This window comes from Epilithonimonas sp. (assembly GCF_056329745.1).
This window is the reverse complement of the sequence record NZ_JBWEYV010000001.1, coordinates 250,830-270,676: the sequence shown is the minus strand read 5'-3', so window position 1 is coordinate 270,676 and position 19,847 is coordinate 250,830. Positions and strand designations below refer to the sequence as shown.

At 34.3% G+C, this 19,847-nt stretch carries 19 protein-coding genes; all 19 read left to right on the top strand.

The annotated features are described in order from the left end of the window. The first annotated feature begins 16 nt into the window (after positions 1 to 16). The 19 genes from AC00Y6_RS01180 to rimO all read left to right on the top strand — a co-directional run bounded on the left by AC00Y6_RS01180 (position 17) and on the right by rimO (position 19,818). Entirely contained in the window at positions 17 to 820 is an 804-nt protein-coding gene (locus AC00Y6_RS01180) for a polysaccharide biosynthesis/export family protein (RefSeq protein WP_474488789.1), read from the top strand. 117 nt (positions 821 to 937) lie between these two features. After that, positions 938 to 3,298 (top strand): GumC family protein, encoded by a 2,361-nt coding sequence (locus tag AC00Y6_RS01175; protein ID WP_474488788.1) that lies wholly within the window; start codon positions 938 to 940, stop codon positions 3,296 to 3,298. A 24-nt stretch (positions 3,299 to 3,322) separates the two neighbouring features. Continuing rightward, positions 3,323 to 4,804: an oligosaccharide flippase family protein gene (locus tag AC00Y6_RS01170; RefSeq protein WP_474488787.1), complete on the top strand. Its 1,482-nt coding sequence runs from the start codon at positions 3,323 to 3,325 to the stop codon at positions 4,802 to 4,804. Positions 4,805 to 4,908: 104 nt separating this feature from the next. Next, entirely contained in the window at positions 4,909 to 5,439 is a 531-nt protein-coding gene (locus AC00Y6_RS01165; protein WP_476589232.1) for a DapH/DapD/GlmU-related protein, read from the top strand. Positions 5,440 to 5,482: 43 nt separating this feature from the next. Then, on the top strand, positions 5,483 to 6,094 hold the full coding sequence (locus AC00Y6_RS01160; protein WP_474488785.1) for an acyltransferase: 612 nt from the start codon (positions 5,483 to 5,485) through the stop codon (positions 6,092 to 6,094). A 26-nt stretch (positions 6,095 to 6,120) separates the two neighbouring features. Next, the gene (locus AC00Y6_RS01155; RefSeq protein ID WP_474488784.1) at positions 6,121 to 7,014 is read left to right on the top strand and encodes a glycosyltransferase family 2 protein; all 894 of its coding nucleotides are present in this window, start codon (positions 6,121 to 6,123) and stop codon (positions 7,012 to 7,014) included. A gap of 150 nt (positions 7,015 to 7,164) precedes the next feature. Beyond that, positions 7,165 to 8,406 carry a hypothetical protein gene (locus AC00Y6_RS01150; RefSeq protein ID WP_474488783.1) on the top strand — a complete coding sequence of 414 codons (1,242 nt, stop codon included), beginning with the start codon at positions 7,165 to 7,167 and terminating at the stop codon, positions 8,404 to 8,406. Continuing rightward, positions 8,393 to 9,553: a glycosyltransferase family 9 protein gene (locus tag AC00Y6_RS01145; RefSeq protein WP_474488782.1), complete on the top strand. Its 1,161-nt coding sequence runs from the start codon at positions 8,393 to 8,395 to the stop codon at positions 9,551 to 9,553. The genes AC00Y6_RS01150 and AC00Y6_RS01145 overlap by 14 nt, the downstream gene beginning before the upstream one ends. Further along, positions 9,550 to 10,134 carry an acyltransferase gene (locus AC00Y6_RS01140; protein WP_474488781.1) on the top strand — a complete coding sequence of 195 codons (585 nt, stop codon included), beginning with the start codon at positions 9,550 to 9,552 and terminating at the stop codon, positions 10,132 to 10,134. Before AC00Y6_RS01145 ends, AC00Y6_RS01140 begins: the two co-directional genes overlap by 4 nt. Before the next feature lie 6 nt (positions 10,135 to 10,140). Then, positions 10,141 to 11,274, top strand: coding sequence for an NAD-dependent epimerase/dehydratase family protein (locus AC00Y6_RS01135; RefSeq protein WP_474488780.1), 1,134 nt, complete (start codon positions 10,141 to 10,143; stop codon positions 11,272 to 11,274). Beyond that, positions 11,274 to 12,266, top strand: a complete 993-nt coding sequence (locus tag AC00Y6_RS01130; RefSeq protein ID WP_474488779.1) for a WaaS/CpsH family glycosyltransferase — start codon at positions 11,274 to 11,276, stop codon at positions 12,264 to 12,266. The genes AC00Y6_RS01135 and AC00Y6_RS01130 overlap by 1 nt, the downstream gene beginning before the upstream one ends. 21 nt (positions 12,267 to 12,287) lie before the next feature. Beyond that, on the top strand, positions 12,288 to 12,860 hold the full coding sequence (locus tag AC00Y6_RS01125) for a D-sedoheptulose 7-phosphate isomerase (RefSeq protein WP_474488778.1): 573 nt from the start codon (positions 12,288 to 12,290) through the stop codon (positions 12,858 to 12,860). A 5-nt stretch (positions 12,861 to 12,865) separates the two neighbouring features. Then, complete coding sequence (locus AC00Y6_RS01120; RefSeq protein ID WP_474488777.1) at positions 12,866 to 13,354, top strand: D-glycero-alpha-D-manno-heptose-1,7-bisphosphate 7-phosphatase; 489 nt, start codon at positions 12,866 to 12,868, stop codon at positions 13,352 to 13,354. Further along, positions 13,351 to 14,766 carry a D-glycero-beta-D-manno-heptose-7-phosphate kinase gene (gene rfaE1, locus AC00Y6_RS01115; RefSeq protein WP_474488776.1) on the top strand — a complete coding sequence of 472 codons (1,416 nt, stop codon included), beginning with the start codon at positions 13,351 to 13,353 and terminating at the stop codon, positions 14,764 to 14,766. The genes AC00Y6_RS01120 and rfaE1 overlap by 4 nt, the downstream gene beginning before the upstream one ends. Before the next feature lie 2 nt (positions 14,767 to 14,768). Further along, the gene (locus tag AC00Y6_RS01110) at positions 14,769 to 15,737 is read left to right on the top strand and encodes an NAD-dependent epimerase/dehydratase family protein (RefSeq protein ID WP_474488775.1); all 969 of its coding nucleotides are present in this window, start codon (positions 14,769 to 14,771) and stop codon (positions 15,735 to 15,737) included. A 49-nt stretch (positions 15,738 to 15,786) separates the two neighbouring features. Then, positions 15,787 to 16,224, top strand: coding sequence for an adenylyltransferase/cytidyltransferase family protein (locus tag AC00Y6_RS01105; protein ID WP_474488774.1), 438 nt, complete (start codon positions 15,787 to 15,789; stop codon positions 16,222 to 16,224). A gap of 8 nt (positions 16,225 to 16,232) precedes the next feature. Then, on the top strand, positions 16,233 to 16,778 hold the full coding sequence (gene rfbC, locus AC00Y6_RS01100; RefSeq protein ID WP_474488773.1) for a dTDP-4-dehydrorhamnose 3,5-epimerase: 546 nt from the start codon (positions 16,233 to 16,235) through the stop codon (positions 16,776 to 16,778). 84 nt (positions 16,779 to 16,862) lie between these two features. After that, complete coding sequence (locus AC00Y6_RS01095) at positions 16,863 to 18,254, top strand: exopolysaccharide biosynthesis polyprenyl glycosylphosphotransferase (RefSeq protein WP_474488772.1); 1,392 nt, start codon at positions 16,863 to 16,865, stop codon at positions 18,252 to 18,254. 262 nt (positions 18,255 to 18,516) lie between these two features. Then, complete coding sequence (rimO, locus tag AC00Y6_RS01090; RefSeq protein ID WP_474488771.1) at positions 18,517 to 19,818, top strand: 30S ribosomal protein S12 methylthiotransferase RimO; 1,302 nt, start codon at positions 18,517 to 18,519, stop codon at positions 19,816 to 19,818. Positions 19,819 to 19,847 lie beyond the last annotated feature (29 nt).

Here is a 19,847-nt window from a genome sequence, read left to right as displayed (position 1 = left end):
ATTTTATAAATCCTATATGAGAAAAATCTTATCCGTCATTCTTATGGCAGCTGTTCTTTTCGTTATTTTTTCGTGTAAAACAAGGACAGACATGGATTATATGCGGAATATAGAACAGACCGCTATTGATACCTCTATAAAAGCTTCCAGTTTTACCATACAACCGGGCGACATGTTGATGATTTCTGTTACAGCAAAAGATAATGAGGTGGCTAAGCCTTTTAACCAGAACTATTCGTCCAGCGATGTTTCCCAGTTTTCTCTTGGAAGTAACAATTTGCCCATGCAGGCACAATCCTCAATTTCTGGTCCTACCTATATTGTTGATTCAAAGGGGGATATCCAGTTTCCGATTTTAGGCGAGTTGAGTACTAATGGCAAAACCATTGAGCAATTTCGGGATGATGTAAAAGAACGGTTAACGAAGTATATTAAAAATCCAGGTATCAATATTAGAACCACTAATTTTAAAATCACCGTTCTTGGAGAAGTCAATAAACCAGGTGCGTACGTTATTCCGGATGGTCAATCTATGAGTGTTTTAGGAGCCTTGGGACTAGCGGGAGATTTGACAATTTATGGTCAACGCACAAACGTTTTGATAGTCAGAAATGTAGATGGCGTTACTTCTAAACAATATATTGATTTGACCGATGCATCTTTTTTCAATTCGCCTTATTATTATGTGAAGCAAAATGATGTGATTTATGTAACGCCCAACAATAATAGAAAGAGTCAAGCCTCTTACGGACCGCAGGTGGGTTTATTTATTTCAATTGCCTCTGTGGTAGTTGGTCTTTTAGCCTTGATTTTCAGATAATTTTTTACACACATAGTGTTGTGCTCAAATCAATCTAATGGCGTGATTTAATGTTTGTCTAGTCGTTAGTTGTGATTTTTAGCATCATTTTTATTTACCTTTTTTAAAAATCGAATAATGAATAACGTTAACAATTACGAGGAAGCGATAGATCTAAGAGAATTGATTAAGCCCTATCTTAAAAGGTGGTATTGGTTTTTATTTGGTTTTATTCTCTTTGTTATACTAGGAATTATCTATATAAAAATTACAGTTCCTGTTTATAATATTCAATCTACTGTCTTGATTAAAGATGCCAAAAAATCAAGTAGCGCTAATCCTGAAATTGGAATGTTATCAAGTCTTAGTAGCCTTGGTGGAATGGGCACAAGTAGTATAGAAAATGAATTGGAAATTTTCAAGTCACGTAAAATTATCGAGGATGTTGTTAAGGATTTGAAAACCCAGGTTTCTCTTTTCTCGCGTGAAAAATATTATAATGTGGAATTATACAAAGATACAGCTCCCATCAATATTTTTGTTGTTAACGAAAAACCAGATGAGGATCTCCCCAAAAAACCAATTGATATTAAAATAAATGGTGGTCAAATTATTTTGTCTTCAAAGGAACTTAAGAAGGATATTATAGGTCAATTTAATAAGGTGATCAGTCTACCTTATGTAAACTTGATTGTGACTAAAAACGCAAATTTTAACCGACACAAGGTTAAGAAGATGAAATTAGATGACCTTTTCATTAATTATTCTGACATGGATGGTACTATTGATCAATATAAGCAGAACTTAGCTGTTGGCTTAGCTGATAAAGATGCCACAGTAATTAGCTTGTCGATGGATTATTCTAATAAAAACAAGGCCAAAGATTTTATGAATGATTTGGTTAATAAGTATAATTTATATGCGACCACCGATAAAAATACGGAATCTAAAAAAACAAAAGATTTTATTGATGACCGAATTGCATTAATATCTAAGGAATTGGGGGATGTTGAAAATCAAAAGGAACAATTTAAGGTATCTAATGATGTTGTTGATATACCTACTGAGGCTAAAATGAATTTGCAGATTTCTACAGAAGCTAATCGTAATCAGGTGGAAAATGATACGCAGATTGAGTTGACCAATATTTTGATTAATTATATCAATTCGCCAAACAATCAGTATCAGGTAATTCCAACCAATATTGGTATAGATAATTCTGCGGCTACATCTAATATTTCTGCCTATAATAAACTGGTGCTTGACCGTAGTAGGATGTTGGAGAATGCCACACCTGAAAACCCTATCATTATTGAGATTACCAGAGAAATTAACTCCCTTAAAACTGCCCTTAAAGAAAGTCTTTATAAGACTTTGAATACACTCAAGATTAACAGGCAGAAGATTGCCGGTTTTGAGAACAGGGCAGACAATAAAATTAGTCAGTTTCCACGTCAAGAAAAGCTTTTTAGGAGTATAGAACGTCAGCAGCAAATTAAAGAAAATCTATTCCTACTTCTTTTGCAGAAAAGAGAAGAGGCCGCTATCACTTTGGCTATTACATCGGATAAGGCGCGCGTGGTTGATTATGCGTTTGTAGATAAAAAACCTGTAGCTCCAAAAAAGATGATTATTTTGTTAGGAGCTGCACTGCTTGGTCTGATATTCCCTTTTGGCCTGATTTACCTCAAAGAACTCCTCAATACAAAACTTGTTGATAAACATGACCTTGAAAAACTGTCAAGTAGTTCTGTATTGGCTGAGATTCCAAGAGTTTCTGTGCGTGAGAATGAATTGATCCAGCACAATGATGTTAGCCCTTTGGCTGAGTCTTTCCGGATTCTTGTTACCAATATCAGGTTTATGTTACCTAAAAAAGAAGGTGCTAAAGTTATTTTTGTTACCTCCAGTGTTAAAGGTGAAGGTAAAACATTTGTGTCTGTTAACCTCTCCTTAGCATTAGCTACAGGGCAGAGCAAAGTTTTAGTGATTGGTTCCGATATACGAAATCCTCAACTTCAGAGATATAATCCGTCTATGAAAGGATCTAAAGGTCTTGCTGAATATCTTCACGGCGATGCAGATAATATTCAAAGTATAATTCATCCAAGTGGCTTTAATCCGTATTGTGATTTTATATATTCGGGAAGTATCCCACCAAACCCTGCTGATCTATTGCAGAACGGACGTTATGAGAAATTGATTGATGCTTTGAAAAATGATTACCAATACATCATTCTTGACACAGCACCACTCATGTTAGTTACTGACTCATTGCTGATAGCTGATGTGGCAGATGCTACGGTTTATGTAACAAGATCCGAGGTTACTGAAAAAGCATATATTGAATTTGCTAACAACAATATTGAAAGCAACAAAATCAAAAATGTAGGATTTGTTCTTAATGATGTTCATAAAACCAATTTTGGATATGGTAATAAGTACGGTTATGGTTATCAGGCTGATGAGAAGAAATGGTGGCAATTTTTCGGGAATTAAAATCTTATTTGATAGTATTTTCTAATGAAGTATTCTTCTAAAAAATTAACAATTAATGCTTTGTCGTCTGTTTTGCAAGTCTTATTCACGGCGTTATTGTTTTTTTTCTTGTATAAATATTTACTTAATACTGTTGGGATTGAACAATTGGGTGTTTGGTCCCTTATATTATCATTTTCCTCCATTGCCAATCTTGCCAATATGGGATTAACATCCGGTTTGGTTAAGTTTGTTGCAGAGTATATTTTGGATGAAGATAAGAGTAAGCTGGGAAAACTTATTTTCACCTCTGTTATTTCCATGAGTATTTTATTTGGTACTATCAGTATTATTATTTTTTTTGGAGCGCAGTTTTTTTTAAGGTTTTTAATAGACGAAAAATTTTTAGGCGTTGCATTGCAGATTCTTCCTTATTCTCTGGCTTCTCTAAGTATCAATGCTGTAGGAGGAGTATTTACATCTGTTTTGGAAGGTTATCAGAAGAATTATATTAGAAATTTCATATATATAGGTTCGGGTATTATTATGTTTGGAATGACAGTATTATTGACACCTATATACGGTCTCATAGGAGTGGCGGTAGCGCAGCTAGCTCAGGCTATTTCAGTATTGTTATTGGCATTTTGCTTTATTATAAAAATTGATTACAATAACAGAATACGATATTGGAAATGGAATTTGAAATCATTCAAAGAGTTATTCAGTTATGGCTACAAATTTCAGATCGTCTCCATATGTCAATTATTATATGAGCCAACGACAAAATTTCTATTAAGCAAGTATGGGGGGTTATCCTTTTTAGGACATTATGAAATGGCGACCAGAGTAGTTGGCCAGCTCCGTGCATTATTAGTCAATGCAAATCAGGTAGTTATTCCTGTAGTTGCAGAAAAAGCCATGGAAGAGGGACAAGAAAAATTAAGTCTTTTCTATGTAAAGATGAATAGGGTCATGCACCTCTTTACTTTCCCCCTGTCAACATTATTAGTTTTAGTTACACCACTCATTTCTACTACATGGATAGGTTACTATGAACCAGAATTTGTTTGGTCTGTCTATATACTTGCTATCAGTTATATTATCAATATAATGAGTGGGCCTTCATATTTCAGCTGTTTGGGAGAAGGAAATCTTAATATTTTGATTTTGTCCCATCTAGGTATGGCAATTATCAATATAATACTAGGATTTATTCTGGGAGTTGCATTTGGTGGAATAGGGATTGTAACCGCCTGGGGGGGATCAATCATAATAGGATCACTAATTACATTTTTTCTCTATCAGAAAAAAAAGCAGTTGAAATTTAGGGATATTTTCACATCATTTGAATTTTGGACAACGGTTATTTCTTCTATTTTTCTTTTAGGAGGTGTTTTATTATTTAATTCTAATTTTATAAGTATATATCTAATGACCTTAATTATAGTTTTAGCTTTTTTTATAGTAAATGGATGGTATATGAAGAAAAATAATTTCATAGCTAAGTTATCCGAATTAAAAAAATAGAAATAATTTGTTCTATGTTATCATTATATAATTTAATAAGGTTTGTAGATACAAAGTTTTACAGAATCAAAACTTTTTTTTGGTATAAACTTTTTTTTAAAAAAATGGGAAAATCTTGTATCATAATGAAACCTTTACATATAACGCCAGAATCAATTGTTTTGGGCAATCGAGTTGTTATTTGGAAGAATGCAAGAATAGAAGGAGTCAAAAGATATCAGTCAGAAAACTTTAGTCCACAAATCATTATAAACGACGGTGTTATTATTCAGCAAAATATTCACTTAACGTGTGCAGAATATATTGAAATTGGAAGAAGTACTGCAATTGCAGCAAATGTTACTATTACAGATATACACCATTCTTATGATGATATATTAATACCTATTATACAACAAAATATAAGTACCAAACCTGTTTTTATTGGGGCTCATTGCAATATTGGTAATAATACAGTTATAATGCAAGGTACAAAAATTGGAAACAATTGCACGATTGGAGCAAATAGTGTAGTTTTTGGAGAGTATGAAGATTATTCTGTTATAGTCGGTGCTCCAGCTAAAATTGTCAAACGTTATTGTTTTGAGAAGAAGGCATGGTTGAAAACAAATTGTTCGGGTATGTTTATTGATTAATGAAAATTATTAATTAAATCTAGTAAAAAAATCCACTTTATAAATGATTTATAAATTCGTCCAGATACTAGGAAAATTATTTGATAAGGTAATAGTTACTTTTTATTTTAGGAGTAGGTTGTCTTATCTTGGAAAGAAGACTACAATAAGTTACTCTACAAAAATTGAATGTCCACAAAATATATATATTGGAGGAAATGTTTCAATAGGAAGAATAGGCTGGTTTGCTGCCAATCCGCTTACTGGTGCACAAAAGTGTACTCTTAAGATTTTAGATAATACGTATATAGGTAATTTTGTCCATATTTATTGCACTAGAAGTATTACAATAGAAAACTCTGTACTTATAGCTGATAAAGTATATATTTCGGACAACCAGCACGCACATACTAATATTGATATTCCAATAATTAATCAGCCAATACTTCAACTTTCAGATGTCCTTATAAAAGAAGGTGCTTGGATTGGCGAAAACGTATGTATTTTAGGTGCAAATGTAGGAAAAAACAGTATTATTGGTTCTAATTCTGTGGTTACAAAAGATATACCGGATTATTGCGTTGCTGTTGGTGCACCGGCAAAAATTATCAAGCGTTATTGCTTTGAAGAACAAAAGTGGTTGAAAACGGATAGCTCAGGCACATTTATACAATAATTATTGAGAAACGAAAAAAAAATAATATGGCTTCGATAGGTTTGGTTACTGTACTATATAATAGTGATGATGTTTTGGATGCTTTTTTTAAGAGCTTGAGTGAGCAATCCTTTACAGATTATCATCTTTATATGGTAGATAATTCCGTTTCTGAATCTTCCACACAATTAGTGCAGAAACTGATTAACAAATATTCGATAAAAAATTATGATCATATAAAAAATGAGAATAATGCAGGTGTAGCAAAAGGTAATAATCAAGGTGTTGAAAAAGCTTTAGAAGACGGTTCTGAATATATTCTGTTACTTAATAATGATATTGAGTTTGATCAAAAAAATCTTCTTGGCGGGTTGTACGACTATGCCAACCAGAATGAAGAAAAAATTATTATTCCCAAAATATTTTATAGTGGAACGAATAAGATATGGATGGCAGGAGGTACAATGTTTGAAAGTCGAGGATATGGAACCCATATTGGTGATGGCGAAGAGGATGGCGAGCAATATAATAAGCAAGCTTATTTTACTTATGCGCCAACCTGTTTTATGCTGATCCATAAAAATGTTTTTGAAGAAACAGGATTAATGGACGAAAAATATTTTGTTTATTATGATGATACTGATTTTGTGTACAGAGCGTTGAAAAAGGGATTTAGGATTCTCTATTTGCCGGAATTTATCATTCAGCATAGAGTGTCTTATAGCACAGGCGGTTCCGAGTCATTATTTAGTATATACTACTGTAACAGAAATAGAATGTATTTTATTCTTAAAAATCTTGATAGAAAAAATAAAGCTTCTGCTCTACTTCTCATATTTTTCTCTTCGTTTGTAAAACTGTTACGTTACAATAAGGATAAGCGAAAAAAATTGCTGGATGGGCTGAAAGACGGTATTAAAGTAAAAGCTAGTGTAAACTAAAATCAATTTAAGAAATAATTTATAAACAAAACTATTAAAAAAATAGTAGATCCCTAACAAGGATAAAAAATATTAGGATTTATGACATTGTTTGGTATTATATGGATTTTTATAATGATTTTCTTGTTGTTCAAACCAACACAATATCTCGTGTCTGCACTTATATTTTCTTCTATTTTTCAGGCAACCTCTGTTTTTAATCTTGATGGTAGAGGTGTTCAACCTTTTTTTATCACAGAGCTCTTTGTTATACTTAAATTCCTATCTTCTAGAGAGAATTTTAAACATCTTCGTATAGACGTAACATGTCGAATGTTGTTTCTCTTTTTGTTCATTTGTTTGATATCATCAACTTTTTATCCGGAAATTTTTCAAGGATTTGAAGTATATCCAGGCAATCTTGGTATCGATGATAATGTTATGTTTGGAGGTACCAGATTGTCTTACAGTAATAGTAATTTGGTTCAGAGTGTCTTTATAGGGGTGAATGTGATAACATTTTATATTATCTACCTTAGATCAGATATTATTGATTTGGAGGTTATTTGGAAAACTATTATCATTACCATTTGTGTTTTTTTATTCATCGGTATACTACAGTATCTGCATTTAAAATATTCTTTTATGCCTTATCCATCTTCTTTTTTATACAATAGTGATAGTTCTGAAGCTGCAAGCGGATCTTCAAGAATAATAGACCTGAAATTAAATAGAATTTCGGCGACATTTACCGAGCCATCTTTTGCTGGAGCGTTTCTCGGCGCTTCATTCTGGGCAATTCTTCCTCAGAATGGGATTAAGTTCAGGTTTATCACTACTCTGATTTTTTTATGCCTTCTTTTTAATATGTCAAGCACAGGACTGGTAACATTTTTAGCGGGTGCCTTGATATATACTTTTTTATTCAGACGCAAGATGTTGGTATGGGTCATATTAGTAATCTCGATTGCTTATTATGTGATTATAAAGGTACCTAGTCTGAATTTCATCCTCAATGGAATTCTGTTTGAAAAATTGAAAACTGGTTCAGGTATTAATAGAACCAGTGCTGACATCTTCTCCTGGAATTTATTTCTCAATACTTATGGGCTGGGTGTCGGCTTAGGTAGCCATAGAACTTCTAGTTTTTTATTCAATATAATTAGCAATGTCGGGCTTATAGGAATTATAGTTTGGATAGTATTTATTTTTAAAGTATTAAAGCCTCTTTTCAAGTTGATTGATAATCCAGTAGCATTGTTTATATTGGTTTTTAGCCTTGTGCTGTTTTGTGGGCAGATTGCAGGTATATCAGAGTTGAATTTGGGAATCATGTGGATGTGGATTTTTGTTGCAGTTATAATAAAACATAAATATCTTAATTCTCAAAAGAAGCACCATGCCACAGTTTAACCAAAATAAATTAGATAAGCTCAAAAAGATTAATAAATACTTGTCTATTCTTGTTGATAACAGGATAATGACAAGTAGATATGTAAAAGATGTTAATGACAGAAATATTTTGGTTATCTGCTTTTTACTGATAGGCGATACAATCATGTACCTACCGTCCTTACGTACCATAAGAGATAACTACCCAAATTCTAATATTACGCTTATCTGTACCAAAGTTGTACAAACAGTTTTGGCAGATCAGGGGATCGCAGATGATTTTATAATTGTAGATTGCCCTTGGATTGCTCCTTTTAACAAATCACCTAAAAATATTGTTAAATTCTTCTATTCATTAAAAGTTGTTAATAAGAAAAAATATGATCTTTGTATTGATTTTAGGGGAGATTGGAGAAATATTTTTTATATGAATTTTATACACTCCAGGAGAAAAGCAAGCTATGCTTTTTCCGGTGGCGAATATATGTTAACAGATCCTATACAACCAAACGATGATATTGTTCATTATACGTATGAAGGGCTCTATTTGTTAAAACAATTAGGTTTGGTTATTTCTGAGGGGCGAGAGTTTCCAAAGCTGACCATTAGCAATTCTCAAGATGCTTTCATTAAGTCATTTCAATTGTCCCACGGGTTAGATGGTAAAAGGATTATAGGTCTACACCCTGGTGTAAGCGCAAGCCCGCATGCCAGAAAGTGGGAAGACTCCAAGTTTGCAGAACTTGTCAATAGGCTCAATGCTCTAGATCCTTCTGTAGTTTTCATTTTTTTTCAGGGGCCAAATGAGGCCCAAACCATTGAGAATATCAATGATGAACTTGATAAAAGTATTAACTTACAGGTAATTAAAGAAAGTTTGCCGCGGTATATGGCATTACTTAATGTATGTGATTTACTGATCTGTAATGATAGTGGCGCCGGCCATTTGGCATCAGCTTATGATATACCTTCGGTTGTTATTTTTGGGAAAGCAGATCCGGCAGCGGTAAAACCCATGGGTAAAAACGTGTCAATCATTTCTCATGATCTGGATTGTAAACCTTGCAATCAGCACATTTGCCCATTAGGTACTAATGAATGCATCCGGAGCATTACAACAGATGAAGTTTTTGCAACAGTCTCAGAAGTGTTAAAAACAATAAAATGATAGAAAAACTGCACAAATTCTTTTGGATTATAAATGCCATTTTTCTTAAGCTAAGGTTTAAGAGGATTGGCTTCCCAAGTTATATAGGGCCAACGCTCTTTATCTTGGGAGCAAAAAAAATTGTTCTGGGAAAACGCATAAGGATATTCCCGGGATTAAGGATTGAGACCCATAATGGTGGGCAAATTATTATTAATGATAATATATCAATGGGACAAAATTGTCATATTATTAGTTCAGACACAATATTAGAAATAGGTTCAAATACAACATTGTCCGGTGCAGTATTTATCACCAATATTGATCATCATTATCAGGATATAGGCAAACATATCCTGGATCAGGATTATATCATAAAACCAACCAAGATAGGAGACAATTGTTTCTTGGGATATGGTGCTGCCATACAGGCTGGTACCATTCTTGGCAGGCAATGTATTGTGGGGGCCAATTCTGTAGTGAGAGGCACTTTTCCCGATTATTGCGTTTTAGCGGGTGTACCTGCCAAGATTTTAAAAAGATATAATCCACAAACTGAGCTTTGGGAAAAAACTGATAAATTAGGTAATTTTTTAAATTAAACATAAATGAACATTCTCATTACCGGAGGCGCCGGGTTTATTGGCTCCAATCTCTCTTTAGCTTTGATAGACAAAGGACATCAGATCACAGTCTTAGACAATCTTTCGAAACAGATACACGGGGAAAACCCAAGTGAGACTTCACCTCTTTATCGATCTATCAAAGATAAAGTGAAGTTTATTATTGGTACTGTTGCCTCCAAGACAGATCTTCTCAATGCGATTGATGGGCAGGATGCCATCGTACATTTGGCAGCAGAAACAGGAACGGGGCAATCTATGTACGAGATAGAGCATTATACTAATATTAATGTAGGAGGGACAGCGTTGCTTCTTGATATATTGGCAAATAACCCACACAAGGTCAAAAAAATGGTTGTAGCCTCTTCCAGAGCTATCTATGGAGAAGGGAAATATTTGAGCGAAGATTTTGGGGTAGTTTATCCGGGATATAGGCAGGATGAAGATATGCAGAGCGGTGACTTTGAAGTTAAATATCCTGGCATAACTAAGCCGCTGAAAGTATTGCCTACAGACGAGGAAACCAAGATTCAGCCATCATCTGTTTATGGTATAACCAAGTATAATCAGGAGCAAATGGTGATGACGGTATGCCCAACCATAGGCGTAGCACCTGTAGCATTCAGGTATCAGAATGTTTATGGACCGGGACAGTCTCTTACCAATCCTTATACAGGTATTTTGTCTATTTTTTCTACTTTGATAAAGAATGGAAAAGAAATCAATATCTTTGAAGACGGAAAAGAAACCCGAGATTTTGTATTTATAGATGATGTTGTTAATGCCACCATTTTAGGGATTGAAAAAGAAGAGGCTAGCGGCAATGTATTTAACGTTGGAACAGGAGTTGCTACAGATGTGCTGACTGTAGTTAAGGAATTATTAGCAGCTTATGATGCGGAAGTACCTGTAAGGATTTCCGGAAATTATAGACTGGGAGATATTAGACATAATTTTGCAGATTTGACCAAGATACAAAAACTCTTGGGCTTCGTTCCTACTATAATGTTTCAGGAGGGGATACGTCAGTTTACAAAATGGGTAGACCAACAGGAGGTTTTTGATGATCAATACCAAAAATCAATTACAGAAATGAAAAATAAAGGTTTGTTTAAATAATGAGTTTTAGAAAGAAATCTGTGCTTTTTATCTGTCCGGTATTTTTTGGATATGAGATAAGCATCACAAATGCTATTGAAGAAAATGGTTATGATGTAGATTATTTTGATGAAAGGCCATCAAATAATGCGATGATGAAAGCCATTGCCAGAACCAAAAAAAGTCTTCTGCAGGTTTTTATAAACAAGCATTACGAATTGATTTCTCAAAAAATTAAAGGTAAAAAATATGACTTCTTTTTGCTCATTAAAGGAGAGGTTATTCCTGAACGCTTTATTATAGAATTCAAAAAAAATAATCCGGACGCAAAGCTGATCTATTATACTTACGACTCTTTCAATAATAATACAAAGAATGCTCTGGAAATACAGGAGCATTTTGACGATTCTTACAGTATAGATTTTAGAGACGTAAGACAAAATCCAAAAATAAAATTAAAGCATTTATTCTATGGGAATGAGTTTGTATATGGATCTTCAGGAGATGTGAGACCTTATGAGATTTCTTTTGTAGGAACACTGCATTCTAATAGGTACACGGTGATGAAGAATGCTTTTGATCAATTTAATAAGTATTATTTGTTTTTATATTCACCGGCAAAATGGTGGTTTTTTTATAATAAATTATTTAATAAAGAATACAAGGAAATAAAAAATTCTTTGGTGAGTTTTGAAAAAATTTCTTTAAAAGAAGTAGCAAAAATTTTTCATCAATCGCACAGCGTATTAGACGTGCAGCGCTATGGGCAGGCAGGTCTTACTATGCGTACCTTCGAGGTTTTGGCATCTGGCGCAATCTTAATTACAACCAATCCATTTATAAAAGAAACAGATTTTTATGATGAGAGTTGGATTGTTTGTATAGATGAAGATGGGACGATTTCCGATACTAAGGTCAATGAAATTAAATCAAAACTAAATTCTAAAAATCATCAATTAAAGAATTTTGATAAATATTTTGTAAATAATTGGGTGAGAGAATTTTTTGAATAAACCAAATGATATAATAAATATATGTTAGAAAAAACAAAACTAATAGCTAACAGATTTGAAGAACATAAAAATGTTCTCGATCAGACACTTAACAATTTACAAGACTCTATTGCATTGTCTGCAGAGATGGTATCGGATTGTATCCTAACAGGTAAAAAATTGATTCTCTTTGGCAATGGTGGGAGTGCTGCTGACGCACAGCATATTGCAGCAGAGTTTACCGGCCGTTTTGTAAAAGAACGTAGAGGGTTACCTGCTATTGCACTTACAACTGATACGTCTGCCTTGACGGCAATTGGTAATGACTATGGTTATGAAAGTGTTTTCGAAAGACAGGTAGAAGCTTTGGCAAATCCCGGTGATGTTTTACTAGGTATATCAACCAGTGGTAGTAGTGAAAATGTTATCAAAGCATTATTAAAAGGTCAATCTATAGGTTGTGGACTTATAGGATTAAGTGGCAGAGATGGTGGTAAAATGAATAGTCTTTGTAACTATAACCTAGTTGTACCTTCAGAAGTTACAGCCAGAATTCAGGAAATGCATATTCTTATAGGACACCTTATTTGTGAGATTGTTGACGAACATTTTTAAATATAATGACTAAAGCTATTTTTCTGGACAGAGATGGAACTATAAACGTTGATTATGGTTACGTTTATCGTGAGGAGGATCTCAAACTGCTTCCGGGTGTAGTAGAGGGGCTTATGAAATTACAGCAATCAGGATTTATGTTGATTATTATAACCAATCAGTCTGGTGTGGGCAGAGGCTATTTTACAGAAGAAGCTGTTCATAACTTTAATAACAAACTTATTAATCATCTCAGTAATTTTGGCATCGAAATCAAAGATGTTTATACATGTTTTCATGCTCCTCAAGATCACTGTTCTTGCCGAAAACCAGCACCGAATATGATTTTAGAAGCTCTTAAGAAATATAATATAGATCCTTCTAAATCATATATGATAGGTGATAAATCTTCAGATGTTGAAGCTGGGGAAGCGAGCGGACTGGCATCATTTCTTATAAATGATAATAATAATTTTGAATCCGTAACGGATAAAATATTAAACACAAATAAATGAGTAAACTGTTTCCGAATCAAAATAAAATTCTTGTATTGGGTGATGCAATTCTAGATGTTTATTACTCCGGAAGAGTAGATAGGGTGTCCCCAGAAGCTCCCGTGCCGGTAGTCCAGGTGCAAAATGATATAAAAAAACTCGGTGGCGCTGCCAATGTAGCCAACAATATTAGTAAGCTAAATGGAGAGCCATTTCTTATAAGCTATTGTGGCAGAGATCTTAACTGTGATATTTTGAATAATCTCCTAAAAGAAAACGGTATCGAGTCATCACTCATTAAAACCAATTCTCCCACTATAACAAAAATTAGAGTAGTATCCGGTGTCCAACAGATTGTGCGGATTGATTTTGAAGAGGTTATCAATGAAGAGGTTTCTCTGGAGCAATCTAAAATCAACGATCTGGAGAGTTATCTTTCTTCATACAAAGTTGTTGTGCTTTCGGATTATGGTAAGGGTTTCGTTACAGATAACTTTTGTAAAAGTGCAATTAAATTGGTAAACAAAGCAGGTTTACCAATAATTATTGATCCTAAGGGAAAGGACTGGGAAAAATACCGTGCAGCAACCATTGTAACACCCAATGTTAAAGAATTAAGTGACGTTGCAGGTTTTAGAATAGATAACGAAGACCATATTATCGAAATTGAGGGCGAAAAAATAAGAAAAAAATATGATCTGAAATATCTATTGCTAACAAGATCTGAGAAAGGGATGAGTTTTTTTAGCGAAAATAAAGTGGAACATATTCGGACGGAAGCCACAGAAGTCTTTGATGTTTCGGGAGCAGGAGATACTGTTGTTGCAACATTGGCTCAGGCTATATCTGCAGGCTATACATGGATTGAAAGTGTAAAGCTTGCCAACAAAGCTGCCGGAGTTGTAGTTAGCAAAATAGGTACAGAGCCGGTTTTTTATAACGAACTTGAAGAATCAATATATCCATACAGGGAAGAAAGGAAGATTATCGCAAATAAGGATATTTCCAACCTGACAAGTAATCTTAAAGATCATAACAAAAAAATTGTTTTTACTAATGGTTGTTTTGACATTATCCATCAGGGGCATATCCGTTATCTGCAAGAAGCCAAAAAACTGGGAGATGTATTAATATTAGGACTTAACAGTGATGCATCTATTAAAAGGTTGAAGGGTGAAGAAAGACCTATCAAAGGACAGGATGAGCGTGCTCTGATCATGAGCGCACTTGAAATGGTTGATTATGTAATTTTATTTGAAGAAGATACCCCATATTTATTAATTAAAGAAGTATGCCCGGATATCCTTGTTAAAGGTGGGGACTATCTACCGGAAAATATTGTGGGTAGAGAATTTGCTGTGGAAACAGTAGTTTTACCATTTGTGAATGGTTATTCCACAAGTTCTACAATAGAAAAAATAAAAAAGATTTAATAATGAACTACTTTATATTTGGAGGGTCAGGTTTTATAGGCACTCATCTAGTAAATCTTTTAGAAGAAAAGTATCCAGACAGTAATATTTATAATTTAGATATCAGAGAAAATAACCATAATGGTAAGTCAAAGTATATCAATTGTGATGTGAGGCAACCTATCAACTTAAATATTGCGGTAGATCAAAATGATATAATCTTTAATTTTGCAGCAGTTCATACCACTCCAGGGCATCCTGATCATGAGTATTTTGAAACCAATATAAAAGGGGCTGAAAATGTAACCTCATTTGCTGAAAAATTTGGGATAAAAAAGATGCTTTTTACATCCTCAATAGCTCCTTATGGTGCCTCAGAAGAAATGAAGACTGAAGAAACTTTGCCTACTCCAAATACACCTTACGGCATATCGAAGTTTGTTGCAGAAAAGATTCATATGATTTGGCAGTCTAAGCAAAATAATGAGAGGCAACTAACTATAGTAAGACCGGGTGTTGTATTCGGAAAAGGGGAAAATGGAAATTTTACCAGATTGTACTGGGGAATAAGTAAACATAGGTTTTTCTATCCTGGTAGAAAGGATACAATCAAAGCTTGTATATACGTAAAAGAACTTGTCAATTTTATGCTTTTTAGTATGGCAAGGACTAATAATAATGTTGAGATTTACAATTGTGCCTACGAACCTGCTTTTACAATAGAAGCAATTTCCAATACAATGATGGAGGCAACAAACATGAAACGTCATATTTTTGTAATACCAGCAGGATTGTTAAAATCAGCAGCCGCAATTATTGGTGTAATGGGAGGCAAATCATTTGGTATACATCCCGACAGGGTGAAAAAGCTTATGATTTCTACCAACATTAGTGGGAAAAAAATGAAGAACAGTGGATACACTTTTCAATACAGCTTTCAAGAAGCATTAGAAGATTGGTACAAGGATAATAACTCAGAGTATTTGAGATAATAGCTCTTTATTTTTTTTTAGTTTTGTAAAAAATATAAACTATTAAGTTATGAAAACCCAAAAAATAGGCATCACATTTTCATCCTTTGATTTACTTCATGCAGGCCACATCAAAATGCTCGAAGAAGCTAAGTCTATTTGTGATTATTTAATTGTTGGTTTGCAACTAGACCCAACATTCGACCGCCCTACTAAAAATCGTCCAACACAGACTATTGTAGAACGTTACATTCAGCTCAAAGCCTGCAAAGATGTGGATGAGATTATTCCCTACAATACCGAAGAAGACCTGATGGATATTCTGCAGTCGTTCGTAGTAGATGTTAGAATCATTGGAGATGATTATCGGGATAAAAACTTTACAGGTAAAAAATATTGCGAAGAAAAAGGAATTGAAATATATTATAACAAAAGAGATCATCGTTTTTCCAGCTCTGCCTTAAAAAAGGCCGTTTTTGAACAAGAACTCAATAAAATAAAAAAATAAAAGGACTGATGAAAGTTAAAGAAACACCACTTAAAGACTGTTATATTATAGAGGCTAATGTCTTTGAAGATGATCGCGGCTATTTTTATGAAAAATTCAATGAGCAGCAATTTGAAGAATTAACAGGTCTTAACGGACACTTTGTACAGGACAATATTTCAAAATCATCCTATGGCGTCTTAAGAGGTTTACATTTGCAAAAGGGAGAACACGCTCAGGCTAAACTTGTTTCCTGTCTGGAGGGTAAGGTCTTTGATGTGGCTGTTGATCTTAGAGCAGATTCACCCACTTTTGGACAATGGTTTGGTGTAGAATTAACACCGGAGAATAAATTGCAATTGTATGTGCCAAGAGGCTTTGGACATGGTTTTTCTGTATTGAGTGAGACTGCCGTTTTTTCTTATAAATGTGATAATTTTTATAATAAGGCTTCAGAAGGCAGTGTCCTATGGGATGACAAAGACTTAAATATTGACTGGAAGCTTCCTTTAGAAGATATCATCCTCTCTGATAAAGATAAAATTGCACCTGCATTTTCTTTAAAGAATTTTTAGTAATTTCGGCGCATAAAAACTAATAACCAACTGCGCGGTTTGATTTTTGATTCAAACCGCGCAGAATAGAATTTTTACCGACTTATGCCAGGGTATTTTTTTAGATATTTTCCCAAGATTTTTATTTTCATTGATTATTTGATTATTAATCTTCTTTTCTTTTCAGGGAAGTTGTATTTTTTCAATTTTAGTGATGATGATAATTTTGTGTTAGATTACCGGGCCCAATTTATTATCCTTAACTTCTCTTGGCTTATCATTGCCAATCTCACAAAATTGTACAGCAGCTCAACTTTCAAAGAATCTTCTATACAATTTAATGCACTTACCAAGTCACTGTTGCTTTTTGTGATTTTCAGTTTTATTTATCTAAGCCTGATTTTTCCTAGGAATATTAATTACACCAATTGTTGTTTTTATTTTATCCTGATAGGTGTTTTTACGTCATTAGCAAGACTTATTCTCTTTCTTTATCGTAAAAAACATCGTGTTAAGATTGGCAGGGCGCTTTACCAGTTTGACACCATTCTAATTGGCGAAAATACTTTTGCGCAAACCTTACTTTCTAACAGCGAAATCAGAAGATCCATTGGTATACAGGGAGTTTATGCCTTTGATCACGAAGCTCCAGGGTCTAAATATCTGGGTAATATAGATGATCTATTTAGAGAATTTGATCATCTCACAATTAATAAACTTATTTTCTGTGATGACAGAATTAACCTTAAGGATTATAAAAAAATTATAGACCTAGCAGAACATAAAATGGTTCGTGTTTATATGGTTCCGGATTTTAAGCACAATAATCCAGGCTTGATAAGTTATGAGATTTTGGCCAATATTCCTTTTTTAGTATTAATGAAGGAGCCGCTTTCGGAGCGCAAAAAACAAATACTTAAAAGAAGTTTTGATATTCTATTTTCGTTATTTGTGATTATATTTTTGCTATCGTGGTTAATTCCTATTGTGGCATTGATTATCAAGCTGGAAAGTAGAGGCCCTGTATTTTTTCTTCAGAAAAGATCCGGACTCAAGAACAAAGCATTTAACTGTATCAAGTTCAGGAGTATGACAGTTAATGCAGTTGCCGATGTTAAAATAGCAGAGAAGGGTGACCGCAGAATTACCGAATTTGGAGAGTTTATGCGAAAGACCAGCATAGATGAGCTGCCGCAGTTTATCAATGTGTTTATTGGTAATATGTCAGTTGTTGGGCCAAGACCACACATGCTCTCTCAAACAAGATTGTATTCTAAAATTACCAAAAAATATATGCTTCGTCACATGATAAAACCCGGTATTACAGGCTGGGCGCAGGTTATGGGTTCACGAGGCGAAATATTTACCAATCGGGATATGGAACTAAGGGTAGAAAAGGATATTTGGTATATTCAAAACTGGTCATTTTTTCTGGATCTCAAGATTATTTTCCTCACATTTTACAACATCGTAAAAGGTGATGAGCAAGCCTATTAGTGGAAGAAGGGAGGCGTATAGATAATAGACTAAGAGATGGTAGATTGAGGACGGTTAAGTTATTAGTGTACATTTTTTAATCTAATCCTACTTCTTTATTTTTCTTATCTGTGATATTTAATTTTAGTAACTGAATTTGACATACATTTCAAAGAACCAATACGGTTCTTTTTTTTATTCCTAAATTTGCAGTCTTAAAAATGAATATTTATATTGATGTTCATTAATCCATCGTTAATCATCGTTTAGCAATTATAATAAGATGCGTACTAAATCTGTAGGTCAAAAGAAAATTAATATCGTCACGCTGGGGTGCTCCAAAAATGTCTATGATTCCGAAGTTCTCATGGGACAACTGGAAGCTAATGGAAAACAAGTGGTACACGAGGAGAAAGGTGATGTGGTGGTGATTAACACCTGCGGATTTATCGATAATGCCAAAGAAGAAAGCATCAATACGATCTTGGAATATGTTGATCTCAAAAATCAGGGTAAAGTGGAAAAAGTCTTCGTTACGGGATGTCTTTCGGAGCGTTACAAGCCAGATTTGATTAGAGAAATCCCTGATGTAGACCAGTATTTTGGGACTCGGGATCTTCCTATTTTGCTCAAGCATTTGGGAGCCGATTACAAACATGAGCTGGTTGGCGAGCGCCTAACTACCACGCCCAAGCATTATGCCTATCTGAAGATCTCGGAAGGTTGCGACAGGCCTTGCTCGTTCTGTGCCATCCCGCTGATGCGAGGCAACCACATCTCTACGCCCATTGAAAAACTGATTATAGAAACGCAAAAGCTCGCTAAAAAAGGCGTGAAAGAACTCATATTGATTGCGCAGGATCTCACCTTTTATGGTCTTGATATTTATAAAAAAAGAGCACTTGGCGACCTACTGAAAGAACTGATTAAAGTAGAAGGGATTGAGTGGATCAGGTTACATTATGCTTTTCCAACGGGCTTCCCGGAAGATGTGTTGGATATTGTAAAATCGGAACCTAAAATTTGTAATTATATAGATATTCCGCTTCAGCATATCAATACAGAGCTTTTGAAGGCGATGAAGCGCGGGACAACCTTTGAAAAAACCAATGCCTTGCTGGATAAATTCCGTGAAAAAGTGCCAGATATGGCTATCCGTACAACATTGATTGTGGGATTTCCTGGTGAGACCGAAGAAAAGTTTGAAGAACTTAAACAATGGGTTAGGGATCAGCGTTTTGACCGCTTGGGTTGCTTCACTTATTCCCATGAGGAGAACACGACTGCTTTTGTGCTAGATGATAATATCCCTGATGACGTGAAACAACAGCGTGTTGAGGAAATTATGGCTATCCAACAACAGATATCTTGGGAGAAAAATCAGGAAAAAGTTGGTAAGATATTCCGTTGTATTTTTGACAGGAAAGAAGGTGATTATTTTGTGGGCAGAACGGAGTATGATTCTCCAGATGTGGATAATACCGTACTCGTGCCTGCAGAAAATGTTTACCTATCGATCGGCGAATTCGCCAACGTGAAGATTACATCTGCCGAAGATTATGATCTCATAGGGGAGCTAGTTTGATTTTGTAAATATGGAAAATTGTAAGCTGG